This is a genomic window from Paenalcaligenes sp., assembly GCF_030152715.1.
In the GTDB taxonomy this organism is placed as follows: domain Bacteria; phylum Pseudomonadota; class Gammaproteobacteria; order Burkholderiales; family Burkholderiaceae_B; genus Paenalcaligenes; species Paenalcaligenes hermetiae.
The window spans coordinates 1-25,402 of sequence record NZ_JASLIX010000127.1 but is presented as its reverse complement, the minus strand read 5'-3'; the positions used below and the strand labels follow the sequence as shown (position 1 = coordinate 25,402).

Here is a 25,402-nt window from a genome sequence, read left to right as displayed (position 1 = left end):
ACATTGATTTACTCATCAAACCAATGAGCGCGAGCGCGCATAATCATATCACTGGCGGCTTCGCTATCCAGATCTGCTATTTCCGCAAGCTCATCTGTGGCTAATTCAGCCAAATCATCAAGGGTAACAATCCCTTTTTCTGCGAGCTTGGCTAAAACATCTGGGGTCATGCCTTCGATCTCTTGAAGATCTTTTGCCACGGACTGGACGAGTTCCTCTTTGGCAATGGCCTCAGACAATAAGGCATTACGCGCACGGGTACGTAGCTCGTTAACGATATCCTCATCAAAAGCCTCAATATCCAATAGCTCTTGAATCGGTACATAAGCGACCTCTTCTAAACCGGTGAAGCCCTCGTCCACTAATACCCCCGCAACGTCTTCGTCCACATCTAAACGCTGGATAAACAAATCCAACAAGGCTTTGCGCTCTTCTTCTTGGCGGTTTTGGCTTTCCTCGGGGGTCATGATGTTAATCTGCCAGCCGGTTAGCTCTGAAGCCAAGCGCACGTTTTGACCACGCGCCCCAATGGCTTTAGGCAGATTATCCTCATCCACAACCACATCCATGGCATGCTTGTCTTCATCGACCACAATCGAAAGCACATTAGCAGGGGCTAAGGCACCAATAACAAACTCTGCTGGGTCTTCGGACCACAATACAATGTCGATCTGCTCACCACCGAGCTCATTGCGTACGGCCGTCACACGCGAACCGCGCATGCCCACGCATGTACCGATGGGGTCAATACGGGAATCATAAGCCACCACGGCTATTTTAGCGCGTACCCCAGCATCACGAGCTGCTGCTTTAATTTCGAGTAGACCTTGTTCAATTTCCGGAACCTCGTTCTCAAAGAGCTCACGAATAAACTCTGGTGCGGTGCGAGATAGAAACACCTGCTGGCCACGGGCGGAACGATCCACTTTTTGTACCCACGCCCGCACTCGATCCCCCATACGAATATTTTCTTTGGGGATCATCTCACTGCGTGGTAAGCGGGCTTCGATTTTACCCATTTCGACAATGGCATCCCCTTTGTCGATGCGCTTAACGGTGCCCGATACGATGGTCTCGCCGCGATCCAGAAAGTCATTGAGCATTTGCTCGCGCTCGGCATCACGTATACGCTGTAAAATCGCCTGTTTTGCTGTTTGCGCACCAATACGTCCGAACTCAATCGACTCGAGAGGCTCTTCGATATAGTCGCCCACTTCGATCTCTGGAGCGTACTCTAGCGCATCGGAATACATTTCCTGCTTATCCGGTTCCTGAAGCCCTGCCTCATCGGGTACCACTAACCAACGACGGAAACTTTCGTATTCGCCCGTTTGACGGTTAATCTCTACCCGAATATCAACGTCCTCTTCGAAAAGACGTTTCATTGCTGAAGCCAAAGCTCCCTCTAGGGCACCAAAAACCACTTCTGGCTCAACACCTTTTTCACGTGCCAGTGCATCGACTAGCAAAAGAATTTCGCGACTCATCGCTTTCTACCCTTGAAATCAAGAATGGGGTCTAATTTGGCACGATCCACATCATCAAACGTAAATGTTAAATCTCGTACCTCGCCCGCTGACTGCTCTAGTTCTAACACAAATTCAGTATCCACCGTCGCCTCGGAAGGCTGCATGTTTTCGGGGGCATACAGAACACCACGAAATACCTTTTGGTTTTCCACAGGCTCAAACAATCGTAGTTCAATACGTGAACCTGCAAATCGAACGAAATCAGCAACCCGTTTTAAAGGGCGATCCACCCCTGGGGAAGTGACTTCAAGACGGTTGTAATCGATGTCTTCAACTTCGAAAACACGCGAGAGTTGCTTAGAGACCTGCTCACAATGATCAATGGTAATGCCATTGGGATGGTCAATCACAACCCGTAACAAGCCTTTTGGGGCGCGCTCTACATCGACCAGCTCGATGTCCGTCCCCAACAGGCTTTCCTGAGTTAGTGCGAAAATATCTGTCATAAAATCCAAAAAAAATGGGCTGTATGCCAGCCCACTGCTACTGATTTACTAACCAAAATAAATCAGTTCATTGCTAAACGATGCTCAAAAAGAGCGAACCGGCACTGTTCTGACATCTGTTCACATAACAATCCCGTATTAAGCTCTATATTCTAACAGAAAATCAAAATTTTTTTGTTGAAATCAATCGTTTGAGCTTTAGCAGTGAGCTTACTGGCATTTTATTTATTCAATTTACGGTGTCGCACCGATTAACGTCCTTTACGACCCACACGAGCAAGCTTGGATTCGTGAGCGCCCGCACCGGGCTGCCAATCCTCGCGACGACGACTTGTTCCCGAGCGCGCTGCAGCACGTGGGCTGCTCTTACGCTGAGCATTTGGGTTACGCCCCCCATTGTGAGCACTGCGACGTAATGAGCCCCTTGGGTTAGCACGCCCAGCATCTGGATGACCATTTGCCAAGCCACCGCTCACTAACAAACCTGTACCCATCGCATCCCCAACAACCATAGGCTGCCCGCGCTGTCCGCCGCGTCGAATCGGACGTTCGGATACACCGTAGCCTGGAGGCAAGGCACTCGCGTGGCTTAGCGGCTGCTGAGAACGACGCGTGCGCGGCCCCTGGCCGGAAGACCCATCCGCACGTAACAGACCCAAACGTACCATTAACGCAACGACCACTTCATCCGACAGCTCTTCCCAACGTCCTCGACGCAAGTTACGAGGTAAAACAATCTCGCCAAACCGCGTACGAATCAAGCGGCTGACGGTTAAACCTACGGCTTCAAACATGCGACGCACTTCGCGGTTACGTCCCTCATGAATTGTCACTCGATACCAACGGTTACTGCCCTCGCCACCAACAAATTCAAGTGAGCCAAACTGTGCCATACCGTCTTCAAGCTGAATGCCGGTGGTTAATTGCTTGGCCTGCTCCTCGGTGAGCTCGCCCAAAACACGGACAGCGTACTCACGCTCTGCTCCAAAACGAGGATGCATAAAGCGGTGCGCCAAATCCCCCGAAGTAGTAAAAATCAACAGCCCTTCTGTATTTAAGTCTAAACGCCCTACAGATAACCACTTACCAACTTTAATCTTTGGCAAACGCGAAAATACGGTATCACGCCCACCCGGGTCATCATGACTGACTATTTCTCCAGCTGGCTTGTGATAAAGAATGACACGTGGAGGTCTATCTGCACGTGGGCGTTTGATAATGCGCCCATTAACGCGCACCACATCATCCGCACTCACACGCTGCCCTATATAGGCAGGCTCACTATTTACTGACACTCGACCTGAAATAATCAGATCTTCCATTTCACGACGTGACCCAATACCAGCGTCGGCTAAAACTTTATGTAGTTTGGGTTTAACTGCATCGGTACTTAAAAAACGCTCAAGACGCTGAGAGGTCAAGTCATTATCCGATAAAAAGGACAAACCCAAATCCGTATCGTCTTGAGCAGGACGTCCTGGTCGCACTGGGCGTGCGCGTTTCGTATTTTTATGGGCACGCTGCGGTTTAGGGCTAGAGGTCTGGGGTGCTTCGGCTACGGGCTTAAAAGGGGCTGGGCCACGTGGTTTACGGGCTTTTTGTTCGGGCATGGCATCCCCACGACGACGTCGAAAAGGGGTACGTAATTTGCGCCCTTTGCCCTTGGTAGGCGTAGACGTAGCCTCCGGGACTGGCTGTGTTGTATCAGTCATTGGACTAAAAAACTCCTTCTATTTTACATTTTTTTCGCTGTCTCCGCACCCACAGAAGGGGGAGTATCACCATGTGTCACTGTTAGCGAATTTGAGAGTGTTTGTTGAATAACATCAATGTCCTGCGGCGTATCTAATGCAGGTAAATCCTGAATAGAGCGCAAAGACAAATCATCTAAAAATTGTTTTGTGGTGCCAAATAATGCGGGTTTACCCGGCGCATCCCTATAGCCAAGCACCTCGATCCAGCCTCGGTCTTCGAGAGTGCGAATAATTTGTGTTGAGACACTTACCCCACGTATGTCCTCAATATCACCACGTGTAACAGGCTGACGCCATGCAATAATCGCTAAGGTTTCTAATGTAGCACGCGAATACCGTACGGGACGGTCATTTTGCAAGCGTAAAAGATAAGGCTGGATATCGGGTCGGCTTTGAAACCGCCAACCGTTCGCCACCTGCACAAGCTCAAGGCCCTTGTTTTGCCAAGATTGCTGCAAAATCGATAAATGATGCTTTATTGTATCCGCAGAAAGGTCAAAAGGGTCAAACGCTTTTCGTAGTTGTTGTATTGATAACGGTTGTTCTGCACATAATAACACTGCTTCAAGAACCCGTTGTACCTCATTTTCCATCATTTTTGGTGATTTTCCCAGTGGTGCTTGCAATTTTTTTTTAGTCAGTATATTATAACAACTCTAGCGCGGGATGGAGCAGCATGGTAGCTCGTCGGGCTCATAACCCGAAGGTCGTCGGTTCAAATCCGGCTCCCGCAACCAGATTCAAAGCCTCTGATTTATCAGGGGCTTTTTTATTTTTCTTTTAACAACACCAACTGAAAAGGCAGTACCGCCCTAAATACAGCCGCGACTTCGGTCGAAGGTTTCCATAACATGCCCGGCCGAATCCGTGGTGCGGTCGACGTTAACACCCGCCCCCGATGGTTTACTATGATAGCAGGGCACTCCAGCTGAATAAGCGCATCGCGCAGCTCCGTTTCAATCGTACTCACCAACAAATCAGCGGCAGCAACCCCCCGAAACTGCTCCCCCACCAAAACAGGGCTCGCCACCGTCAATGCAAAAGAACGGTTACACAAAAAATCAATATACGGGCCCTCGATATACGTCACATGTGCCGTTTTAGGCTTTTGAAACCAATCTCTTTCAGTAAAATCAAAAAACTGCGCAGCGTTCTGGTTAAGCTCTATTTCTTGCGCAACAATCACACCCTTTTCTCTTATCCACCATTTTAACAACCAAAACTCATCCTCAACCATGGATGGCGGCGCCTGATAATCAGCAAAACCGGCTCCTTGTGCCCACGGGTCAAGACTAAGCCGATAAAACACTTTGGACTTTAATGCTTCCGCTTGCTCCTGATTTAGCCGTGTGGTTTTTGAGGTACGTAAAATCGCGGAAATATCCTGCGCAAGCCCTGCTGTTGTGTGCTGCGCCATTTGAATAATTTGGTTTAGATGACTAACAATGCGTTGGGCGGCCAGCTGTAATGACATGATCTCCTCCTGTTTACCGTCCTTAATTTTGCATTTTTATCGTTAGTATTTGCTCGATCATAAACTCGATTTGCTGCTCGATTAGCGCTCGACTTTGCGTCGCATCACTTCGCTGAAGAGCCTTGAGCAGCTGTTGGTAGTCTGTGACAAGACGCTCATGTATACCGTTCTTTTCATACAGTACCACCGTAAGCGGCATCCATTCATTTTGTAATTGTAAGCTTTGGCTAACCAGACGCGCCGATTGCGCATAGGAAATCAGCGTAATCATACAGCGCATATCCGCCCGTGCTCGTGTATGCGCTGTGGATGCCGCCTGAAACTGCTCAACCAAACGCGCAAACAACGTCCACTCATCTTGCGTTGCCCGCTGTGCGGCTAACCAAGCACTACGCGCGGCCAACGCACAGTAAAACTCTCCCAAGTCACTAATATACTCAGTAGTTAGCGTTTGAAAAAAACGTAAATGTACCTGATCCAGTGCCTCAAGCTGACAAACAAAGCTCCCCCCATGACGCCCTCGCCGCGTATCAATAAGCCCTTGCGCCCGCAATGTATTCAAGGCTTCGCGGACCGTTACCGTTGACACCCCTAGCATCCGCGCCAAATCGCTTTCACTAGGTAATTGCTCTTCTGCACTCAACAATCCCGAAGTAATTGCACCACGCAAACGCTGCACGACCTGCTCTGTTCGTGTTTCTTGCCCTAATGGGGCGTACACGACCGCAAAACTATCCATTTTTCATCCTACTTATAGAAAAACAGACCCCACAATGGGGTCTGCTCTGATGGCTTTGCCACCTTATCTACCAATGTACGTTAAAAAATCCCATGCTGATGAACAGCTTCGTGATCCTCTGGTACCTCGGCGATAGCATCCCATAACTCAGCCACTTTACCTTTTTCTACCCGCCATAGCTCAAAATACGCGTGACGTTTACCAGCAATAGCGCCTTCCGATTGCGTCAAGACAAACTGTCCTTCGGCCACTGTACGATGAACTTTTTTATACTCCAGCCCATGTCCCTCGTCTCGGATAGCCGTTAAAAACGACACCATATTCTGTGCACCGTCGGCAATATCTGGGCTGTGCTGATGAAAATGATCCCCTGTCGTGTAATCAAAGGCTACGTTATAGTCCCCCTCGATTAAAAATCGTTGAAAAAAATCCAGCACCAGTTGACGGTTAGCTTCTGTATCCGCTTGAGTGTCAATAGCCGTAGGACCGCTTAATTGCGTCCGCCCACTGGCATTAGCAGGCGCTTCTGGCACCAATCCATCCCAATGCTCTGTGATTTTACCGTTTTGTACACGATATAGATCAAAACCAACCAAGGGCTGGTCTTCTAAACCCACATAGCGACCATGTACAGCAACCAGATCCCCATCCACTAAAATACGCGCTGCCTCGTGCTGCAAGCTCGGTTTTGACTCAATCATGGCTTTTAACCCTGCCAGCCCATCCGCCACAAAGGGCGAGTGCTCAATAAAATCTTGCGCAAAATAACGTGCTAATGCAGAAACATCATGCCGGTTAAACAAAGCATCGTGCGCTTGCGCAACCAGCTGGCGCTTATCAGTATTGGTGTTCATCGTTAAGGTTCCTTATCGTAAGACGTCATCACACATTTACTCATGCGCACTCATCACATGTTTAACTCGCGTGTATTCCTCTAAAGCATACATGGATAAATCTTTGCCATACCCCGAGCATTTAAAGCCCCCATGTGGCATCTCTGCCGTCAATGGAATATGCGTATTAATCCATACCGTTCCAAAGTCCAGCCCACGAGCAAAACGCTGCGCTCGCCCATGATCTTTAGTCCAAACGCTTGAGGCTAGTCCGTACGGCACCCCATTAGCTTTAGTGAGCGCATCGGCCTCGTCCGTAAAGGTTTGCACGGTAATCACCGGACCAAAAATTTCATTTTGGATCATCTCATCGTCTTGCTTTAATCCCGAAATCACAGTGGGCTCAAAGAAAAAACCCTTACGCTCTGCTCTTTTACCGCCTGTTTCAATCTTGGCATGAGCTGGTATTCTTGACATGAATCCAGTCAACCGCTCGAGCTGATTGGGGTTATTAACGGGCCCATAGAGAACATTCTCATCATCCGGATCCCCATATTGGGTATTTTTTGCCGCCTCCACCAAACGGTTTAAAAAATCATCATGAATTGACTCATGCACCAAAACACGTGTCGCAGCGGTACAATCCTGGCCCGCATTAAAAAAACCTGCCACTGCAATCGTCTCGATGGCTTTTTCCAAATCCGCATCAGAAAAAACAATCACCGGTGCTTTCCCACCGAGCTCTAGGTGTGTACGTGTCAAGTTCGCTGCTGCTGAACTAGCGACCGCTTTGCCCGCACGCACAGACCCTGTAATAGAGACCAAGGCCGCCTGAGGGTGAGACACGACCTTTTCACCCGCATCGGCTTTGCCTAACACCACATTAAATACCCCTTTTGGCAACATCTCACCAGCGATTTGTGCCAATAACAAGGTGCTTTCTGGAGTTGTATCACTGGGTTTCAACACCACCGTGTTGCCCGCTGCTAACGCCGGAGCAATTTTCCATACTGCCATCATCAAAGGGTAGTTCCACGGTGTCACCTGCCCCACCACCCCTAACGGTTCTCGACGAATAGAAGAGGTTAGATCCTCCATATATTCTGCTGTGGCCTTGCCTTCGAGCATGCGTGCGGCCCCTGCAAAAAAACGAATCTGGTCCGCACACACGGCAACCTCTTCCGAGGCGATTAAATGTTTAGGCTGCCCTGTATTCCGACTTTGGCTATCCACCAGTTCCTGACTGTGTTTTTCTATCGCATCCGCTAAATCCAGCAGCGCTTTTTGTCGCACAGAAGGGGTCGTACGCCCCCATGTTTTAAATGCCTCATGCGCAGCCAGATAGGCTTGATCAATATCAGCCTGACTCGAATTTGGCGATTGGGCGATGACTTCCTCGGTAGCGGGGTTGACCAAATCAAAATAATCCTGAGTTTGCGCCTTAACCAGAGCCCCGTTGATGTAGTTTTTTAATACTTGGCTATGTTGCATTATGTGCTCCTCTGTTTGCTATGACCGTGACTGCGAGCGCAGACACCCTAACCTCCATAAATTTAATCATATGAAGTCATATGTTATATGTCAATGCGAGAAAAGAAGGGTTACTACTAAGTCAACCTCAACAAAGAAACCATATCTTTATTCTATTAGCCCACGTCCACAGCATATACAGACCTAAAGTCCATTTAATGAATTAAATTCACGCAAATATATTTATATATAAATATAAAAAAGCATAGAAAAACAAAAGTTTAGAAACAAAAGATCGCTATATACCTAACTATCTACAACTTTAGTATGAGTATTGACCTAACTCAAAGTAGTGTATTTTTAAATGTTCAACCCATGAAAAATCGATACAATATTTTCAATGAGTCTTAATAATAAAGACGGTAATAAAATTAATGAAACAAGCACAAAACAAGGAGATTTCTGTGTTTAAATTTACAGCTAAAGCCCTAATTGTGGCGATGTCTTTTGGTGTGGCTAGCTTCGCAGCACACGCCGACCCCATTACTATTAAATTCTCTCATGTTGTTGCAGAGCATACCCCCAAAGGCCAAGGCGCCCTTCTCTTTAAGCAACTTGCCGAAGAACGCCTACCTGGCAAAGTCAAAGTCGAGGTTTACCCCAACTCCTCTTTATTTGGTGATGGCAAAGAAATGGAAGCCTTAATGCTAGGCGATGTCCAAATTATTGCTCCGTCATTAGCTAAATTTGAACACTATTCCAAACCCATTCAAATTTTTGACCTCCCTTTCCTTTTTGATGATATGGATGCAGTAGATCGCTTCCAAAAAGGTCCTGTGGGTCAAGAACTACTTAAATCCATGGAAGATAAAGGCATTACGGGTTTAGCCTATTGGCATAACGGGTTAAAACAGCTTTCAGCTAATAAAAAATTAGTAGAGCCTAAAGACGCTCGTGGTCAAAAATTCCGCGTCCAAGCTTCGGCCGTGCTGGATGAGCAATTTAAAGCCCTACGTGCCATCCCCCGTAAAATGAGTTTCTCCGAGGTTTATCAGGGTTTGCAAACCGGTGTTGTGAACGGCGCAGAAAACCCTTACTCCAACATTTACTCCCAAAAAATGCACGAGGTACAAAAGTACATCACTGAGTCCAATCATGGCTTGCTCGATTACATGGTCATCACTAACACCAAATTCTGGAACGAGTTGCCTGAGGACATTCGTACGACCCTAAGCGAGGTCATGGATGAGGTCACCGTAGAGGTCAATAAAAAAGCTGCCGCTCTTAATGAACGCGATAAACAAGCCATCCTAGACGCTAAAACCACAGAAATTATCTACTTAACTCCAGAACAGCGCGAGAAATGGCGGGAAGCCATGCGCCCTGTATGGAAAAAATTCGAAGCCGAAATCGGTGCTGAGCGTATTCAAGCCGCCGAAGCCGCCAATAAACAGTAATTATCCTCCAACGCAGCATCCTGCTGCGTTGGCTCTCTTCCTCCCTTATCCTATGTCCTATCTACGTAAACAGCAGATGACAGGAGCTGCATCATGAAAATGCTTTCAACGCTCTGGAATCGCTTTGAAGAAGGTTTTATCGTTCTTTTATTAACGATCATGACCTTAGTGACTTTTATCTACGTTCTTCTTAATAATTTTTACGCCGTGTTTTATTATTTTGGCGGAATTTTTGAAAGCAGCGCGTCGGTATCCGACTTTTTTTATGGTATTGGTGACTTCATCCTAGATATGGCACAAGCCATGACCTGGAGTAACGCTCTTACCAAAGCGCTCTTTGCCTGGCTCATTTTTTTCGGTATTTCCTATGGCGTGCGTATTGGCGGGCATATTGGGGTAGACGCTCTGGTTAAGTTAACACGTGCCCCCATTCAACGACTCCTTGGTCTAATTGCTTGCTTGGCTTGCTTAGGCTATGCCGCATTAATTACTTACGGTAGCTTTGAGTGGATCAGCACACTGCTGCAAGCTCAAATCGGAGCCGATGACCTAGGCCAATACGGCATTAAGCAATGGCATATTGGCATGATTGTTCCTTTTGGCTTTGCCATGGTGTTTATTCGCTATCTAGAAATCCTTTACCGCATTTTACGCCATGGTCAAATTGGCTTAGGACTAGCGGATGAAGCCGCCGATGCGGCCAAGCTAAGCGCCACCACCACAGGACAAGCATCATGACCATTTTGTTTTTGTTTGTTTCTCTTTTTATTTTGATGTTTTTGGGCGTGCCGGTGGCTGTGTCGTTGGGCTTAGCAGGCTCCACCACCATTATGCTCTTTAGCCCTGACTCCGTCCGGTCTCTAGCGATCAAACTATTTGAAACGAGCGAACACTACACGTTGCTCGCTATTCCTTTTTTCTTACTCGCTGGCTCTTTTATGACCACCGGTGGGGTCGCCCGCCGCTTAATTGACTTTGCCAATGCTTGCGTTGGCCATATTCGCGGTGGGTTAGCCATTGGCTCCGTCTTAGCCTGCATGTTATTTGCAGCATTATCCGGCTCAAGCCCTGCCACGGTAGCCGCCGTAGGCTCAATTGCTATTGCAGGCATGGTGCGCTCCGGTTACCCTCAAGAGTTTGCCGCCGGAATTGTTACCAACGCAGGAACACTCGGGATTCTCATTCCGCCCTCTGTGGTAATGGTTGTGTATGCCGCCGCTACCGAAACCTCTCTGGGCAATCTGTTTATGGCTGGGGTGATGCCCGGTGTTTTACTAGGCGTCAGCTTAATGGTGGTCATTTATGTAATCGCCGTTAAAAAGAATCTACCGGCAATGCCACGCGTAAGCCTACGAGAATGGCTCGCTACCGCCCGCCGCGCGATCTGGGGGCTATTACTGATCTTTATCATACTAGGTGGAATTTACTCCGGTATGTTCACCCCCACCGAAGCCGCCGCTGTGGCCGCGGTGTACTCGGCCTTTATTGCACTTTTTGTCTATAAAGACATGACTTTAAGCGAAGCGCCAAAAGTCATCCTCGAGTCCGCCAAGCTCAGTATTATGCTCATGTTCATCATTGCCAATGCTATGCTTTTTGCGCATGTGCTTACTACTGAGCAAATCCCTCAGCAAATCACGGCTTGGGTCGTCGAGGCGGGGCTAGAGCCCTGGATGTTCCTTTTAGTCGTCAACATCGTGCTTTTGATTGCTGGCGCTTTTATGGAACCATCTGCCATCATTCTAATTTTAGCCCCTATCCTGTTCCCCATTGCCATTGAGCTAGGGGTTGATCCCATTCATCTTGGTGTCATTATGGTGGTGAATATGGAAATTGGCTTAATTACTCCACCTGTCGGGCTGAATCTATTTGTGACTTCTGCCGTAACGAATATGCCTATTCATCAGGTTATCCGTGCGGCGATGCCGTGGCTTGCTATCCTGCTGATTTTCCTCGTTATCATTACTTACGTACCGATGGTATCACTAGGACTACCCACATTATTGGGTATGTAACACCATCTCGCAATGCGCTCCTCTCTTATTTGCGCATTGCGAGACAATAAGCCTTGACATTGTATGCGATCTTAGTTACTATAATATTTCTGACGCGGGATGGAGCAGCATGGTAGCTCGTCGGGCTCATAACCCGAAGGTCGTCGGTTCAAATCCGGCTCCCGCAACCAAATTCAAAGCCCCTGATTTTTATCAGGGGCTTTTTTTATTCAGACATAAAAAAAGCCAGGCTCAAAACAAGCCTGGCTATATTATCTACCCTATCAGTTATAAAACTGAGCACAACTTACAAGCTCCTTAATCTTTTTTAGGTGGCTTTACAGGGTTTACAAAAGGGAATGCATTAAACATATTTAAGGTCTGCCCTTGCATTTGCTCTTGCATCTGCACAAACAGGTTTTTACTTTGTTCAATGTAGTTATTCATCACATTCTGTAAAACTGGGGTTTGCCCCGCCATAAATTGTGCCCAAGCCTCTGGACCAAGCTGCGAGCCATATAAGCCTTTGGATTGCTCAGCCATACGTTCCTGAATATCAATAAACGCCTGGATATTTTTCTCGATGTAGCTACCCATCAAACCTTGCATGGTGCTACCATAAAACCGAATAATTTGTGCTAATGCGTTCGCAGAAAACATAGGCACATTACCAGTTTCCTCTTCGAGAATAATTTGTAGCAATACACTACGCGTAATGTCTTCGCCAGATTTTGCATCCACTACCTGGATGGTTTCGCACGCCAATACTAACTGCTTTACATCCGCTAAAGTGATGTAAGCACTGGTTTGTGTATCATACAGGCGTCGATTTGGGTATTTTTTTATCAGTCGAGCTGTGTCTGAGGTGTGTGTTTGTGTCATAGTTTACGTCAAATTAATAGGCTAAAACCGGCATACGGTTTAGCTCATGTGCAAGCCGCCATTCACAGAGAAATCGCCGCCCGTTGCAAAAGCCGCATCATCTGATGCTAACCACGCTACGATAGATGCGATTTCTTCGGGTTCGCCCAAACGACCTACAGGAATTGTGGCGACGATTTTTTCAAGTACATCTTCACGAATAGCACGCACCATATCTGTTCCAATGTAGCCAGGGGACACGGTATTAACCGTTACACCTTTAGCAGCAACTTCTTGGGCAAGCGCTTTGGTGAAACCATGCATACCCGCTTTGGCAGCAGAATAATTCGTTTGCCCAAACTGACCTTTTTGGCCATTAACCGAGCTAATATTAATAATACGCCCCCAACCCTTTTCTGTCATGCCATCTACTACTTGCTTAGTGACATTAAACAAGCTATTTAAGTTGGTGTCTATCACCGCACGCCAGTCTTCTACACTCATACGACGGAACGTACCATCACGTGTAATCCCAGCATTGTTAACTAATACATCAACGCCCCCAAACTCCGCTTTGACCTTATCAAAAGCAGCAACGGTAGAGTCCCAATCAGTGACATCAGCAGCTGACGCATGAAAATCAAACCCCAGTTTTTTTTGCGCGTCTAACCAGTCTTGCGGGTCTCGATTAGGGGTGCATCCAGCAATGACGGTAAAGCCTGCCTGAGCTAAGCGCTGACATACAGCCGTTCCAATCCCACCCATACCCCCAGTCACGTAAGCAATTTTCGCTGTCATAAGAATTCTCCTTTATTAATAAATACCGTATCGCCTATTTATAGGCAATGCCAGATATAATGCCGCTGACTCGTCGTAACGAGCCAGCAAAAAATTAAGCGACGGCTCTTACTTTGACGTAACGGCCTGGCGCGTCCTCAATCACGGGATAGTTTTTATTTCCAAGTGTTTTAGGTGCGGTTTTTTTCTTTCCGGCATGTGACACAAGCCATTGCACCCAATCGCCCCACCAACTGCCATCATGTTTAGGCGCGGCTGCTAACCAATCATCAGCCATACCCGGAAAAACCGCTGTCTCGGCCGTGTCGTATGCCCAGTAATGACGACGATTTTGAGCCGGGGGGTTTATCACCCCTGCTATATGCCCTGATGCCCCTAATACGAAGCGATCTGCTCCCGGTAATAGTGCTGTACTAGCATAAGCTGTACGCCACGGCACGATGTGATCATCAATAGAGGCATACATATAAGTAGGTAAGCTAAGTTGGCTAAAATCGATAGGAATGTTGTCCACTTTCACTTTACCTGGCACTTTTAAATTATTCTCTAAATAAGTATTACGGAAATACCAGGTATAAAAAGCACCGCCTAAGTTCGTGCTATCAGCATTCCAATATAAAATATCAAAAGCTGGAGGCGTTTCCCCTTTTAGGTAGTTACTGGTGACGTAATTCCAAACCAGCTCCGAGGGACGTAAAAAAGAAAAAGTGGTGGCCAAATCTGATGCCAGCATGATTTTGGAACCTGATAACATCCACTCACGCAATAAAGCCGAAGCCTCGTCCACAAACACGCGCATGATCCCCACATCATGAAAATCAAGCATGGAGGTAAGTAAGGTCATGGACTGCACGGAGTTTTCGCCACGCGCTTTAGCTAAACTGAGTGCCGAAGCTAACATAGTGCCCCCAACACAGAAGCCTAAGGCATTAAGTTTAGCGGCACCACTAATGTCTTGTGCCACCTGCATGGATTGCAAAATACCATGTTCTAAATAATCTCCCCATGTCGCATCAAGAATGCCGTCGTCATCGTTGGGTAAAGGATTACGCCATGAAATCAAATAGACCTGCATACCTTGCTCTAAGGCATAGCGCACAAAAGAATTTTCTTGCTGCAGATCCAAAATATAATATTTATTGATATTGGGAGGAACGATAAACAAGGGGGTTTCATAAACGGAGCTTTGTTGTGGCTGATATTGAATAAGCTGCAACAGCTCGTTTTCATACACCACAGCGCCTGGTGTTACCGCTAAGTTTTCACCGACGGCAAACTTTGATTCATCCGTTTGCTGCATGCGCCCCCGCTGCGCATCATGAAAAAAATTCTGTAAGCCCTGAATAAGACTCTGACCCTGAGTTTGTACCGCGGTTTGCAAAGCATCCGGGTTAGTGAAAAGATAATTAGCTGGAGAGAGCGCTTCTGCCCACTGCATCGCGGCAAAGGCCAAGCGCGACTGCACTTGAGGACTATCCGTAACGGCATACGCCATTTTTTCCAGCGTATCCGCATAAAGTTGCCAAACATGCGCACTTAATAAAGAAGACTGATCTTGAGACCAAGCCTCTGCTCTAAAGCGTCGATTACGCAAAGGCTTTAATTCGCCCTTTTGAGCCAATTGATTCAGCTCTTGCCAAGAGCGCAAAAAATCTTGTTGAATTTGCATGAGCTGCTCTTTATTAAATAAAGACGCACTCTGCCATTGACCTGACCCGAAATAATTCACCCTAAGCACCTTAGATATTGAATAAAAACTTAAAACAAAATCTGTTTCCGTGTGGTAGCAGAGCTATTTACTTTTATATTTTATATATACTATACACAATGCTTGGAGGGTTGTTATTTTGTTTTACTCTAACCAGGCAAGTGTTGCAATTCTCCCTGTGATTGGTTGACGTCTAAAAGAATAATAGTTTGCCTGCTCATCGTAAGTGCAAGCATGACTTAAATCAATAGTTATGCGATTTTTTGTTATGGTACGCAAGATTGCCACAGCAATACCGGCCAAATCGGCTTTATATTTTCCTTTTATATCCGTAGCAATAAAAAAACGCTCAAACTGAGTATTTTTATTTTTAAATGCATCTAATACCTCCTCGCCTACCTCAAAATGGATTTGACTAATCGCAGGTCCAATCCATGCTCGCCAATATGAAGTCGTAAAACACTGTGTTTGCATTTGAAAAAATAAATTTTCAATAACCCCATTGACTAAGCCACGCCAGCCCGCATGCGCTACACCTACAATCCGCGCCTGATCATCCGTCAGAACTATAGGTAAACAATCCGCCGTTAATATAGCTATGACCGTTTTTGGGCACATTGTCCAGGCCGCATCGGCGATGGGCGCTTGATCCCAATGATGTGCTTGCTCTAGAGGACGTCGTGCTTGATAAACTCCTGTTCCATGCACCTGCTGTAGCCAATGAGGTACAGATGGCAAATGGCCATACAATAATTCACGATTTTGCGCCACGTGCTGTGGCTGGTCCCCACAATGCTCCCCTAGGTTTAGGCCTTGCCACCCCCCTTGGCTGTACCCGCCCTGGCGTAAGGTACTAAAGTAACGCAGGCCTGGCCATGACGGCCCAGATAAGGTTTTTATGCTTCTTTCCATTGAATCTGCTCTCGTACAAAAAGATAATCAGCAGGAGGATCCTCTTGAAAATGTAAAACGCGCTCTGTAGCGGGATCTGCAAATGCTAAACGTTGGGCATGCAACATTTGACGCGAGGCTTCAGCAATCGTTTGCCCTCCATATAAAGTATCACCAAGCAACGGGTGGCCTATACTACTTAAGTGAACTCGAATCTGATGGGTACGCCCTGTTTCTAATCGACACACGACTTCTGTTACCGCTAAGCCTCGATCAAAAAGCCCCTGCTGGAGCACCTCGTAATGGGTACGTGCCTGTCTAGGAGCGATCGCATTTTGCGTTGCCATCCGTACTGGTACATGGGCATCTCTGCCCACTGGTAAGTTAATGCTATCCGAACCATAAAGAAACCCATGGCACAACGCCGTATATTGGCGTAACACGGAGCGCTCTTGCAGCTGCCGAACCAAATGAGTTTGTGCGGTTTCAGTTAAGGCCACCACCATCAGGCCCGATGTGTCTTTATCTAGCCGATGCACAATCCCTGCCCGGGCCACCTGTGTCAATTGAGGAAAGTGATAAAGCAAACCATTTAATAATGTACCTGTCCAATTACCTGCTCCCGGGTGTGTGACAAGACCAGCGGGCTTATTGATAACCAACCAATGCTCGGATTGCGCCACAATATCTAAGTCCATCGCCTCTGGTGCATAAGCCAGCTCCTCGGGGCGCGCCTGGGGCCAAACTTGGATAACATCCCCTGGCAAAACCTGATGGCGCGTTTTAACTATTTGGCCGTTGACACGCACATGCCCAGCCTCAATCCAAGCCTGGATACGACTGCGAGAATGCTCTGGCAGTAATTGTGCTACTGTTTTATCTAAACGTTCTGGATAAGCAGATAAAGGGATTTGAAACTCAAAATCTGCAGGATGATGATGGTGGTCTGTTGCTAAATTCATGATAAAACCCTAATGATGGATCTAAATTTTGACATGCTTAGATTGCACTGTACAGAATGACTAGTCTAGAATCCCTTTAGCCTACTAAAATACGCTATTCTTATTGGTATTGTTTTTCTTGTATAAACCATTGCTAACAGCAAAGGATGCTCTTGTGACGCGCTTAACCTCACCCATGACACCATTGTCTTTATTTCAACGCATCGGGCGTGCTTTTTCCATAACATGTGCCTGCTTGTTGTTAGCCGCATGTGGTACAACGAAAACCCCAACGGATCCAACGGCGGGCTGGACAGCTGAACGACTTTACCAAGACGCAAAAGCCGAAATGAGCGCAGGTAACTGGGCACAAGCTCGTACACGCTTAGAGCAGGTCGAAGCCCGCTATCCTTTTGGTATTTATGCCCAGCAAGCGCTGATTGATCAGGCTTATATCAATTGGAAAGACGAAGAGCCCGAACAAGCCTTAGCCGCTATAGATCGCTTTCAAAAGCAATACCCAAACCACCCGGGCAGCGACTATATGCTGTACTTAAAAGGACTCATTTCTTTTACCCCGCCTAGCGCTAGCTTAATGAAATTCACCATGCAGGACCCCAGCGAACGGGACCCTAAAGGTTTAAGTGAATCTTACGAAGCATTTATGCAGCTCATCGAGCGCTACCCAGATAGTCGCTATGCTAATGATGCGCGTTTACGTGCACGCTGGCTAGTCAACACCATCGCGCAAAACGAAGTACATGTCGCAGAATACTACTATTCTCGCCATGCTTATGTGGCAGCAATTAACCGTGCTCAGCGCGTGATTACCGATTTCCAAGGGGTCCCCATTGCTGAACGCGCGCTCTATATTATGTATTTGTCTTACGATAAACTAGGGCAAACTGAATTGCGTGATGATATCAAACGTGTAATGGATCAAAACTATCCCAATTCCGAGTATTTTAAAACCGGCTTAAAGAAAAAGGTTAATTACTGGAACCCAATCAACTGGTTTTAATCCCACTCCACCCTGCTAGCTAGCTGGCAGGGTGCTTTTTTTGTGCTGATAAAAAGCCAATGCTTGAGAGGCGCTACGCGTACGCGCAAAGCCAGGCAGACCACGCCACAAAACCTTACCATACGGTTTTTCTACTAGGCGCGCATCTCCCATAATCAACACCCCCCAGTCTTTTTCCGTACGAATTAAGCGCCCTGCCCCTTGTTTTAAGGCGATAGCCGCTTCGGGGAGCTGATACTCAACAAAAGGATTACCGCCACGGTCTCTACACGCTTTAATTCGTGCTTCCAGTACCGGGTCATCAGGGGGAGCAAAAGGCAGCTTATCGATGGCTACCACAGTTAGCGCGTTCCCAGGCACATCGATACCTTCCCAAAAGCTGGCGCTACCTACCAAAACAGCATGAGGCTGTGTTCTAAAACTTTCCAGTAGGACTTGACGTGATTTTTCGCCTTGGCGCATCACGTGCTGCTTAAGACCTAGCCGATCGACACTGGCTTGTATCAGGTCCGCCATGATATCCACCCCACGTAAAGTCGTGCTCAACACCAACACCCCGCCCTCGGCCTGCTGAATAAAAGGCATTAGTGTATTAATAAAAGCGGGATAAAAATCTGGACTAGAAGGTAAAGGGAGCCCCTGTGGCACATATAGTACCGCTTGCTCAGCGTAATTAAAGGGCGATGGCCAGACCTCGACCTGCGCTTCCCATAAACCAAGCTGATGCACAAAATGATTAAAATTACCATGTACGGATAAAGTCGCCGAGGTAAAAATCCAGCTTTGCTCGTCTGCTTTGTAGCGCGAAAAAATCTGTGCCACAGAAAGGGGCGCGCGATGCAAGCGAAAATAACTGGCTCCGTGTTCCACCCAGCGCACCGACTCCTGCTCTAGCTGCTGAAGTGTTGTCACGTCCGCATCAGGTAATACCGCATGTTTCCCCTGTCGATCCGGTTGTGACCACACAAAAATTTGTGCGCGTAACTGCAAGGCCGTCTTATACGCGGCAGCTAAATCTGGATGATGCTCTTTAAGTAAATCGAGCAGCTTAATGATCTTATCGAGCTTATCTAATAGTTGCGCCAGCGCCTCATCAAAAGCCAAGGCATTAGGTAAGTCCATAAAAGTCGCTTTCTGCCCAGAGAGCTGTTGGATCGGTGCTGCTTGCAAGCGTAAATCCTGCATCGCTTGCTTTAAAGCTCCAGCCACGGCGCTCCAGTCGGCACTACCTTTGGCATGAGCTAAACCTGCTGCCTCAATCAAATGTGCTAAATCATTAATCTGGTGCATCGACACCGTTGTGCCTAAAAACCGAGTAGCCACATCAGGGAGCTGATGAGCCTCGTCAAACACTACCACATCGACTTCCGGCAACAAATCCGTAATACCGTCTTCTCGTAGGGCTAAATCCGCCATAAACAAAGCGTGATTAACAACTACAATATCAGCCTCTTGTGCTTTACGTCGCGCTTTCAGCACAAAGCACTCACCTACGTACGGGCAATCCTGACCCAAACAGTTTTCTCGGGTTGATGTGACGCGATGCCAAATAGGAGCGTCCTCGGGAACAGCGGCCAGCTCACTTTTGTCTCCGCTTTTACTACGCTCTATAAACTGTTGAATGTGTTTAAGCTGTTGGACCTCGTGCTTAGAGCCAAACCCACGCGCATCTTGCTCGTACTTTTCAAAATAATAATGGCAGACATAGTTACCGCGTCCTTTAAGCAACGCCACATTTAACGAGAGCGACAGCGCTTTACGTAAATGCGGTAAATCGCGCTTAAATAGTTGATCCTGTAGCGTACGTGTTCCGGTAGAAATTAACGCTTTGCGCCCACTTAAAAACACAGGCACCAGATAGGCCCATGTTTTACCTGTGCCTGTGCCTGCCTCAGCCACTAGGGTTGAAGGCGTGTCTAAGGCTCGCTGGATGGACTGCGCCAGTTCCAACTGTTGTTGACGGAGAAAATAATGATCTACCGAGGCCGCCAACGGGCCATCATCGGCAAAAACCGCATCAAGATCCTGCAAAAGCATGGGTATGGATTGAAAAGAATTAAAAGCAAAGAAGAGACAAGACTTATCTTGGATCTCAAATCATACTACACTGCTACACTTATGTAGTGAATGCTCACGACGTATTTAGGCTAAACACACCATCAACTATGACAAATACCTCTACGACTGATTCTTCTCGCATTTTCTCCTGGCTCGCTGATGAGCTATCGATTCGGCTCGCCCAAGTTCAAGCCGCTGTTGAACTGCTTGATAATGGTGCTACCGTGCCATTTATTGCGCGCTATCGTAAAGAAGCCACAGGTGGTTTAGACGATAGCGTTTTGCGTGAGCTTGAAGTGCGTTTACTTTATCTCCGAGAGCTAGAGGCACGTCGCACCGCCATCATCGAAAGCATCGAAGAGCAAGGAAAAATGACGCCCGAGCTAGCTACAGCGCTGGACGAGGCCAATACCAAACAGCGATTAGAGGATCTCTACGCTCCGTATAAACCTAAGCGCCGTACACGAGCCCAAATGGCGATCGAAGCGGGTCTGGAAGACCTAGTACAAGCCATTTTAGCGGACCCTCATTGTGATCCTCTACAACTTGCGGGCACCTACCTCAATCCTGAAGCAGGTTTTGACGAAGCAAAAAAAGCCTTAGATGGCGCGCGAGAAATTTTGGCACAGCGCTATGCAGAAAATGCCGACCTGCTCGAAAACCTACGTCAGTATTTATGGCAACACGGGCTGCTATATGCTTCGGTGATCGAGGGCAAAGAAGACGAAGGCGATAAGTTCCGCGACTGGTTTAACTTCTCCGAGTCCCTAAAAACGCTTCCCTCTCATCGGGTACTGGCATTATTGCGGGGGCGTCAACAAGGGATTCTTAGTTTGCGCATTGGTCTACAGCCAGAGCTAGATGCGCTTCAGCCCCACCCATGTGTAGAGCGCGTAGCCCAGCTAATGCAGTGCCCCGCTGACTTTTCCGCTCATGCCGCACCTCAACCCAAATGGCTTGCCGAGGTCTGCCGTATCACCTGGCGGATTAAATTACTCACCGCTTTTGAAACAGAGCTGATTGGGCGTTTGCGCGAAGAGGCTGAGGCCGAGGCCACACGTGTTTTTGCCGCAAATTTACGTGATCTTTTGCTGGCCGCACCGGCCGGTAATAAACGCGTCTTAGGTTTAGACCCTGGTATCCGCACGGGGGTCAAAGTCGCCGCTATCGATGAAACTGGAAAAGTATTGGATACAGCAACGGTGTATCCTTTTGGTGGACGTAAAGATATCGCGGGCACGCAGCAGCGCTTAGCAGCGATGATTCGTCAACACCAAATCCAACTCATCGCCATTGGTAACGGGACCGCTTCGCGCGAAACAGAACAGCTGGTCAAAAACTTATTACAAAGCCAGACAGATTTGTCAGCAGTTCAACATATTGTGGTATCGGAAGCTGGTGCTTCGGTCTATTCTGCCTCTGAGCTTGCTAGCCAAGAATTTCCCGATTTAGATGTCAGCTTGCGCGGTGCCGTTTCCATTGCACGCCGCCTTCAAGATCCCTTAGCAGAGCTTGTTAAAATTGAACCCAAAGCCATTGGCGTAGGACAGTACCAACATGACGTTAACCAACGTGAGCTTGAGCGCTCATTGGATGCGGTGGTAGAGGACTGTGTTAACGCCGTAGGCGTGGATGTGAACACAGCCTCTGCGGCCTTACTAGCACGGGTTTCGGGACTCAATAAAACACTGGCTGAAAACATTGTGGCGTGGCGCGATGAAAATGGCGCTTTCCCCGATAGACAAAGTCTGCTTAAAGTTAAGCGCTTTGGTCCTAAAACGTTTGAGCAAGCCGCTGGTTTTTTACGTATTCCCCAAGGCACAAATCCTTTAGATGCTTCTGCAGTACACCCAGAGGCATACCCCGTCGTAGAGCGTATCCTTGAAAAAATCCAAGCGGATGCGCGCAGTATTATTGGACAAGCCGACGCGCTAAAAGGTCTATCCCCTAAGGATTTTATTGATGAGCGATTCGGATTACCTACCATACAAGATATCTTTACCGAAATTGAAAAGCCGGGACGAGATCCTCGGCCCGAATTCAAAACAGCTCGATTCTTAGACGGTGTCACGGCGATTACGGATCTACAAGTTGGCATGGTCCTAGAGGGGGTAGTAACCAACGTAGCCAATTTTGGAGCTTTTGTAGATATTGGTGTACATCAAGATGGCTTAGTACATATTTCGGCTCTGTCGCATCAGTTTGTCAAAGACCCGCGTGAAGTTGTGCGTGTCGGACAAACCGTCACCGTTAAAGTACTAGAGGTTGATGAGGCCCGCAAACGTATTAGTTTAAGCATGCGCTTAGATGATCATCCTGAGCCCACGCTAAAAAAAGCGGCAGCCAGTACCAAACCACGTGCCTCTCGTCGTCCCGCTCGTCCTGCGCCCGATGTAGCAAATAATGCTATGGCTGCAGCCTTTGCTAAACTCAAACGCTAAGTCATGGCAGATAACAAAACCCTTGCTTTAATCGGTTGTGGCTTAATGGGCGGCTCTTTTGCTTTGGCTGCCCAACAGGCTCACCAAGTCCATCATACTATCGGCTATTCCGTACCCCACGCCTCAGCCCACCACTTTTATGAGCTGGGTATTATCCAGTCGATTGCTGCGAGCGCAGCCGAAGCCGTGGCTCAAGCCGATATCGTCTTGATCGCCGTACCCGTGGCAGCCATGCCCTCCGTGTTTGCTGCTATAGCGCCAGCTTTACCTGATCATGCCCTGATTATGGACGTAGGCAGCACCAAGCGCAGCATTATTCAAGCCGCACAACACCATTTGGGTGCACGCTTTTCCCAATTTATTGCCGCCCACCCAATTGCGGGTAAAGAAAAAGCAGGACATAGTGAGCCTTTTGCTCATCTCTATCAAAATAAAAATGTCATTTTGTGCCCAGAGTCACAATCCAACCCAGCCTACCTAAAGCAAGCCCACTCTTTATGGCAAGCTATTGGGGCGACGCCCATCATCCTGGATGCCGATCAGCACGACCGCGGTCTAGCTGCCGTTAGCCATCTGCCCCATTTATTGGCTTTTGCTTATATGGACGCTTTGCTCCAGCAACCCGACGCAACAGACTTACTCGCCCTAGGTGGCCCAGGCTTTAGGGATTTTTCGCGAATTGCTGGGTGTGACCCAACCATTTGGCGCGATATCCTACCGGATAACCAAGACCAAATCCTCCCCTTACTTCACGCTGTGCGTCAGGCCATCGACACCATTGAAAACGCCATGATGCAACGTGACACCACACAACTCGAAGCCATATTACAGCGTGCCAGCCAAGCACGCATCAACTGGAAATAAGGAGATACTCCATGCGATTTAAACCCATGTTACGTCGTTCAGTGGTGGCTGTTGCCGCCCTTTGCCTCTCAGGCGCAGCCCTCGCACAACAAAACGTCACACGATTAATTGTGCCATTTTCTGCAGGTGGGCCCATTGACATTAGTGCTCGTGTTTTGGCAGAGGGTGTCAAAGAGCATTTAGGCACTGTGATTATCGAAAACAAACCGGGCGCAGGCGGCAACATTGGCTCGGACCTCGTAGCCAAAGCCAAACCCGATGGAAAAACCATTGGGGTTGCGACCCTAGCCTCTCATGCGGTTAACCCTTGGCTCTATAGCAGCATGCCCTATGACGCAGACAAAGACTTTGCTGGGGTTAGTCTCATGGTATATGTGCCCAACGTGCTAGTGATGAATAGCGAACATGCCGAAAAGCTGGGTATCCAGTCCGTGGCTGATTTAATTGCCTATGCCAAAGCCAACCCAGGTAAACTCAACTATGGCTCAGGTGGCAATGGTAGCGGTGGCCACTTAGCGGGCGAGCTCTTTAAAAAGCAAGCAGAAGTCGATATTGTTCATATCCCCTATAATGGTGGCGCTCCTGCTCAAATGGCTTTGCTTTCTGCCGAAGTAGATTTCACTTTTGACAACCTCGCCACTGCCGCCCCCAATATTCAAAACGGTAAACTCAAAGCTTTGGCCGTAACTACAGATGAGCGCTCCGATGTCTTACCTGACATCCCAACTGTTAAAGAAAGCGGCTTGGATGACTTTTCTGTAGCTACTTGGTGGGGTCTGGTTGCCCCAGCCGGTACGCCCGAAGCCGAAATCAAAAAACTCAACGAAGCCTTTGTCGCCGCCATGAACAGCGACAAAGCCAAAGAGCGCTTTGCTGGCCTGCTAATCACACCCACCCCTAGCAGCCCAGAAGCCTTTGATCAGCTCATGCAAGAAGAACGCACACGCTACAAACAAATTGTAGAAGATGCCGGTGCACGGGTCGATTAAGACGTACCACCCCAGCCCCGCTTAGTGTGGGGCTTGGGCATCGATGCTTTGTAAGCGCCCTATCACTAAATCGATAAACTCCTCCATCAGCTCTGGCAAACGCCGCCCCTGCATCACTTGTACCTGCACGACTCGAGCGTGCATCTCGGCATTACGAATTGGTACGGCCACTAAGCCCGAAGCATTCAACCGCCCCGCCACTGAAATATAGCTCGCAAATAAAATCGCCTGACTATCACGCACATAAGCATGTAAGGCTTCTGCATGATTACTATAAACAGAAGGCTCCACCCATTTTCCAGTCATATTACACGCCAATTGATATAGCTTATAAGTGGACGTATTACGATCGGTAAGAGCTAAAGGATATTGCTGCACATCATCTAAACGTAACCGTTTGCGCCGGGCAAGCGGATGGTTTTTTGCCATAATCGCCAAGGCGGGCGCCTCGCAAGAAAATCGTACCGCCACCGTTTCTGATGGCGTTGTACTAAAGGTAATAGCAATATCTGCATCACCCATCGCCACCCGTTCCGTAGCCACTTTTGCACTACTCACAAACACGTCAAAACGGCTTTGTGGATGCACCAGACTAAATTGCGCCATCAAACTGGGAATCAGCTCATGGGCGACCCCCTGCGTGCAAGCTAAACGGATGGGATGTTTAGCGGTATCGCTTAAACCTGCTATCGCCTGAAATGTAGACTCGGTTTCCAAGTTCACCCGCCGTACATGCTTTAATAAAATTTGTCCGGCTGGTGTCAATAACATACCGCGCGCACTTCGCTCAAACAACTCTGCCCCAACGCGCTGCTCCAATTGATGAATTTGCCGACTAATTGCCGACACAGCCACATGTAAGCTTTCTGAGGCAGCACTTAAACTTCCTTGCTGCGCCACCTCGTAAAAATACTTAAAAGCTAAGGATTGCATAGCTAACTCATTGATTTATATAAAAATAAAAAATAACACAGTCTTAGATAAGACTAGGGTTTTCCCTAAAAACCCTTTCTAAAAAAAGCAAACCGTTCTCTAAATCTTATGATTGTATAGAAAACAACCTCTCTATATACTACTTTTTGCATAACTATTTCTGTTGATTTCAGTTGGAGACACTATGCGTTTCGAATTTAC

At 47.8% G+C, this 25,402-nt stretch carries 22 protein-coding genes and 2 tRNA genes; 9 read left to right on the top strand and 15 right to left on the bottom strand.

Features of this window, described 5'->3' with window-relative positions; translation table 11 throughout:
- Positions 1–8: 8 nt before the first annotated feature.
- From nusA to scpB, 4 genes are all read right to left on the bottom strand, one after another.
- The gene (gene nusA, locus Q1V74_RS10345; RefSeq protein ID WP_300648678.1) at positions 9–1,487 is read right to left on the bottom strand and encodes a transcription termination factor NusA; all 1,479 of its coding nucleotides are present in this window, start codon (positions 1,485–1,487) and stop codon (positions 9–11) included.
- Entirely contained in the window at positions 1,484–1,975 is a 492-nt protein-coding gene (rimP, locus tag Q1V74_RS10340; RefSeq protein WP_260649028.1) for a ribosome maturation factor RimP, read from the bottom strand. The genes nusA and rimP overlap by 4 nt, the downstream gene beginning before the upstream one ends.
- 251 nt (positions 1,976–2,226) lie before the next feature.
- Positions 2,227–3,687 (bottom strand): pseudouridine synthase, encoded by a 1,461-nt coding sequence (locus Q1V74_RS10335; RefSeq protein WP_300648676.1) that lies wholly within the window; start codon positions 3,685–3,687, stop codon positions 2,227–2,229.
- Between the two features lie 23 nt (positions 3,688–3,710).
- A complete protein-coding gene (gene scpB, locus Q1V74_RS10330; protein WP_260649030.1) occupies positions 3,711–4,325 on the bottom strand; it encodes an SMC-Scp complex subunit ScpB in 615 nt (204 codons plus the stop codon).
- A 64-nt stretch (positions 4,326–4,389) separates the two neighbouring features.
- Here scpB and Q1V74_RS10325 point away from each other — a divergent pair.
- Positions 4,390–4,466, top strand: a tRNA-Met gene (locus Q1V74_RS10325).
- Between the two features lie 32 nt (positions 4,467–4,498).
- On the opposite strand, the gene Q1V74_RS10320 is transcribed toward Q1V74_RS10325, so the two are convergent.
- The 4 genes from Q1V74_RS10320 to Q1V74_RS10305 form a co-directional block, all read right to left on the bottom strand.
- Positions 4,499–5,203 (bottom strand): cache domain-containing protein, encoded by a 705-nt coding sequence (locus Q1V74_RS10320; protein WP_300648673.1) that lies wholly within the window; start codon positions 5,201–5,203, stop codon positions 4,499–4,501.
- Positions 5,204–5,225: 22 nt separating this feature from the next.
- On the bottom strand, positions 5,226–5,942 hold the full coding sequence (locus Q1V74_RS10315; protein WP_300648671.1) for a GntR family transcriptional regulator: 717 nt from the start codon (positions 5,940–5,942) through the stop codon (positions 5,226–5,228).
- Between the two features lie 80 nt (positions 5,943–6,022).
- Positions 6,023–6,796 carry a nuclear transport factor 2 family protein gene (locus Q1V74_RS10310; protein ID WP_300648669.1) on the bottom strand — a complete coding sequence of 258 codons (774 nt, stop codon included), beginning with the start codon at positions 6,794–6,796 and terminating at the stop codon, positions 6,023–6,025.
- A gap of 36 nt (positions 6,797–6,832) precedes the next feature.
- Positions 6,833–8,266, bottom strand: coding sequence for a gamma-aminobutyraldehyde dehydrogenase (locus Q1V74_RS10305; RefSeq protein ID WP_300648667.1), 1,434 nt, complete (start codon positions 8,264–8,266; stop codon positions 6,833–6,835).
- Between the two features lie 443 nt (positions 8,267–8,709).
- Here Q1V74_RS10305 and Q1V74_RS10300 point away from each other — a divergent pair, with 443 nt between their 5' ends.
- The 4 genes from Q1V74_RS10300 to Q1V74_RS10285 all read left to right on the top strand — a co-directional run bounded on the left by Q1V74_RS10300 (position 8,710) and on the right by Q1V74_RS10285 (position 11,887).
- Positions 8,710–9,702: a TRAP transporter substrate-binding protein gene (locus tag Q1V74_RS10300; RefSeq protein ID WP_300648665.1), complete on the top strand. Its 993-nt coding sequence runs from the start codon at positions 8,710–8,712 to the stop codon at positions 9,700–9,702.
- A 93-nt stretch (positions 9,703–9,795) separates the two neighbouring features.
- Entirely contained in the window at positions 9,796–10,440 is a 645-nt protein-coding gene (locus tag Q1V74_RS10295) for a TRAP transporter small permease (protein WP_300648663.1), read from the top strand.
- A complete protein-coding gene (dctM, locus tag Q1V74_RS10290) occupies positions 10,437–11,717 on the top strand; it encodes a C4-dicarboxylate TRAP transporter large permease protein DctM (protein ID WP_300648661.1) in 1,281 nt (426 codons plus the stop codon). The genes Q1V74_RS10295 and dctM overlap by 4 nt, the downstream gene beginning before the upstream one ends.
- A gap of 93 nt (positions 11,718–11,810) precedes the next feature.
- A tRNA-Met gene (locus Q1V74_RS10285) sits at positions 11,811–11,887 on the top strand.
- Between the two features lie 127 nt (positions 11,888–12,014).
- Here the strand turns inward: Q1V74_RS10285 and phaR are convergent.
- From phaR to Q1V74_RS10260, 5 genes are all read right to left on the bottom strand, one after another.
- Positions 12,015–12,578, bottom strand: coding sequence for a polyhydroxyalkanoate synthesis repressor PhaR (gene phaR, locus Q1V74_RS10280; RefSeq protein WP_300648659.1), 564 nt, complete (start codon positions 12,576–12,578; stop codon positions 12,015–12,017).
- A gap of 39 nt (positions 12,579–12,617) precedes the next feature.
- The gene (gene phbB, locus Q1V74_RS10275; RefSeq protein ID WP_300648657.1) at positions 12,618–13,355 is read right to left on the bottom strand and encodes an acetoacetyl-CoA reductase; all 738 of its coding nucleotides are present in this window, start codon (positions 13,353–13,355) and stop codon (positions 12,618–12,620) included.
- A 94-nt stretch (positions 13,356–13,449) separates the two neighbouring features.
- The gene (locus Q1V74_RS10270; RefSeq protein ID WP_345370253.1) at positions 13,450–15,024 is read right to left on the bottom strand and encodes an alpha/beta fold hydrolase; all 1,575 of its coding nucleotides are present in this window, start codon (positions 15,022–15,024) and stop codon (positions 13,450–13,452) included.
- Positions 15,025–15,207: 183 nt separating this feature from the next.
- Complete coding sequence (gene pgeF / locus Q1V74_RS10265; protein ID WP_300648652.1) at positions 15,208–15,975, bottom strand: peptidoglycan editing factor PgeF; 768 nt, start codon at positions 15,973–15,975, stop codon at positions 15,208–15,210.
- Entirely contained in the window at positions 15,960–16,916 is a 957-nt protein-coding gene (locus tag Q1V74_RS10260) for an RluA family pseudouridine synthase (RefSeq protein ID WP_300648650.1), read from the bottom strand. The genes pgeF and Q1V74_RS10260 overlap by 16 nt, the downstream gene beginning before the upstream one ends.
- 175 nt (positions 16,917–17,091) lie before the next feature.
- On the opposite strand from Q1V74_RS10260, the gene Q1V74_RS10255 reads away from it, so the two are divergent.
- The gene (locus Q1V74_RS10255) at positions 17,092–17,916 is read left to right on the top strand and encodes an outer membrane protein assembly factor BamD (protein WP_300648694.1); all 825 of its coding nucleotides are present in this window, start codon (positions 17,092–17,094) and stop codon (positions 17,914–17,916) included.
- Positions 17,917–17,931: 15 nt separating this feature from the next.
- Here Q1V74_RS10255 and Q1V74_RS10250 read toward each other — a convergent pair whose 3' ends face one another.
- The gene (locus tag Q1V74_RS10250; RefSeq protein WP_300648648.1) at positions 17,932–19,953 is read right to left on the bottom strand and encodes an ATP-dependent DNA helicase; all 2,022 of its coding nucleotides are present in this window, start codon (positions 19,951–19,953) and stop codon (positions 17,932–17,934) included.
- Positions 19,954–20,081: 128 nt separating this feature from the next.
- On the opposite strand from Q1V74_RS10250, the gene Q1V74_RS10245 reads away from it, so the two are divergent.
- The 3 genes from Q1V74_RS10245 to Q1V74_RS10235 are packed head-to-tail and all read left to right on the top strand — an operon-like array spanning position 20,082 to position 24,268.
- On the top strand, positions 20,082–22,415 hold the full coding sequence (locus Q1V74_RS10245; protein ID WP_300648646.1) for a Tex family protein: 2,334 nt from the start codon (positions 20,082–20,084) through the stop codon (positions 22,413–22,415).
- A 3-nt stretch (positions 22,416–22,418) separates the two neighbouring features.
- Positions 22,419–23,279, top strand: a complete 861-nt coding sequence (locus Q1V74_RS10240) for a prephenate dehydrogenase/arogenate dehydrogenase family protein (RefSeq protein WP_300648644.1) — start codon at positions 22,419–22,421, stop codon at positions 23,277–23,279.
- Positions 23,280–23,290: 11 nt separating this feature from the next.
- Positions 23,291–24,268, top strand: coding sequence for a tripartite tricarboxylate transporter substrate binding protein (locus Q1V74_RS10235; protein ID WP_300648642.1), 978 nt, complete (start codon positions 23,291–23,293; stop codon positions 24,266–24,268).
- A gap of 21 nt (positions 24,269–24,289) precedes the next feature.
- On the opposite strand, the gene Q1V74_RS10230 is transcribed toward Q1V74_RS10235, so the two are convergent.
- Entirely contained in the window at positions 24,290–25,201 is a 912-nt protein-coding gene (locus tag Q1V74_RS10230) for a LysR family transcriptional regulator (protein WP_300648640.1), read from the bottom strand.
- Positions 25,202–25,402: the final 201 nt, after the last annotated feature.

Bases quoted from the DNA above. Each gene is read 5' to 3' on its own strand.
- nusA (WP_300648678.1), bottom strand. From the start codon at position 1,487: ATGAGTCGCGAAATTCTTTTGCTAGTCGATGCACTGGCACGTGAAAAA.
- rimP (WP_260649028.1), bottom strand. From the start codon at position 1,975: ATGACAGATATTTTCGCACTAACTCAGGAAAGCCTGTTGGGGACGGAC.
- Q1V74_RS10335 (WP_300648676.1), bottom strand. From the start codon at position 3,687: ATGACTGATACAACACAGCCAGTCCCGGAGGCTACGTCTACGCCTACC.
- scpB (WP_260649030.1), bottom strand. From the start codon at position 4,325: ATGATGGAAAATGAGGTACAACGGGTTCTTGAAGCAGTGTTATTATGT.
- Q1V74_RS10320 (WP_300648673.1), bottom strand. From the start codon at position 5,203: ATGTCATTACAGCTGGCCGCCCAACGCATTGTTAGTCATCTAAACCAA.
- Q1V74_RS10315 (WP_300648671.1), bottom strand. From the start codon at position 5,942: ATGGATAGTTTTGCGGTCGTGTACGCCCCATTAGGGCAAGAAACACGA.
- Q1V74_RS10310 (WP_300648669.1), bottom strand. From the start codon at position 6,796: ATGAACACCAATACTGATAAGCGCCAGCTGGTTGCGCAAGCGCACGAT.
- Q1V74_RS10305 (WP_300648667.1), bottom strand. From the start codon at position 8,266: ATGCAACATAGCCAAGTATTAAAAAACTACATCAACGGGGCTCTGGTT.
- Q1V74_RS10295 (WP_300648663.1), top strand. From the start codon at position 9,796: ATGAAAATGCTTTCAACGCTCTGGAATCGCTTTGAAGAAGGTTTTATC.
- dctM (WP_300648661.1), top strand. From the start codon at position 10,437: ATGACCATTTTGTTTTTGTTTGTTTCTCTTTTTATTTTGATGTTTTTG.
- phaR (WP_300648659.1), bottom strand. From the start codon at position 12,578: ATGACACAAACACACACCTCAGACACAGCTCGACTGATAAAAAAATAC.
- phbB (WP_300648657.1), bottom strand. From the start codon at position 13,355: ATGACAGCGAAAATTGCTTACGTGACTGGGGGTATGGGTGGGATTGGA.
- Q1V74_RS10270 (WP_345370253.1), bottom strand. From the start codon at position 15,024: ATGCAAATTCAACAAGATTTTTTGCGCTCTTGGCAAGAGCTGAATCAA.
- pgeF (WP_300648652.1), bottom strand. From the start codon at position 15,975: ATGGAAAGAAGCATAAAAACCTTATCTGGGCCGTCATGGCCAGGCCTG.
- Q1V74_RS10260 (WP_300648650.1), bottom strand. From the start codon at position 16,916: ATGAATTTAGCAACAGACCACCATCATCATCCTGCAGATTTTGAGTTT.
- Q1V74_RS10255 (WP_300648694.1), top strand. From the start codon at position 17,092: ATGACACCATTGTCTTTATTTCAACGCATCGGGCGTGCTTTTTCCATA.
- Q1V74_RS10250 (WP_300648648.1), bottom strand. From the start codon at position 19,953: ATGCTTTTGCAGGATCTTGATGCGGTTTTTGCCGATGATGGCCCGTTG.
- Q1V74_RS10245 (WP_300648646.1), top strand. From the start codon at position 20,082: ATGACAAATACCTCTACGACTGATTCTTCTCGCATTTTCTCCTGGCTC.
- Q1V74_RS10240 (WP_300648644.1), top strand. From the start codon at position 22,419: ATGGCAGATAACAAAACCCTTGCTTTAATCGGTTGTGGCTTAATGGGC.
- Q1V74_RS10235 (WP_300648642.1), top strand. From the start codon at position 23,291: ATGCGATTTAAACCCATGTTACGTCGTTCAGTGGTGGCTGTTGCCGCC.
- Q1V74_RS10230 (WP_300648640.1), bottom strand. From the start codon at position 25,201: ATGCAATCCTTAGCTTTTAAGTATTTTTACGAGGTGGCGCAGCAAGGA.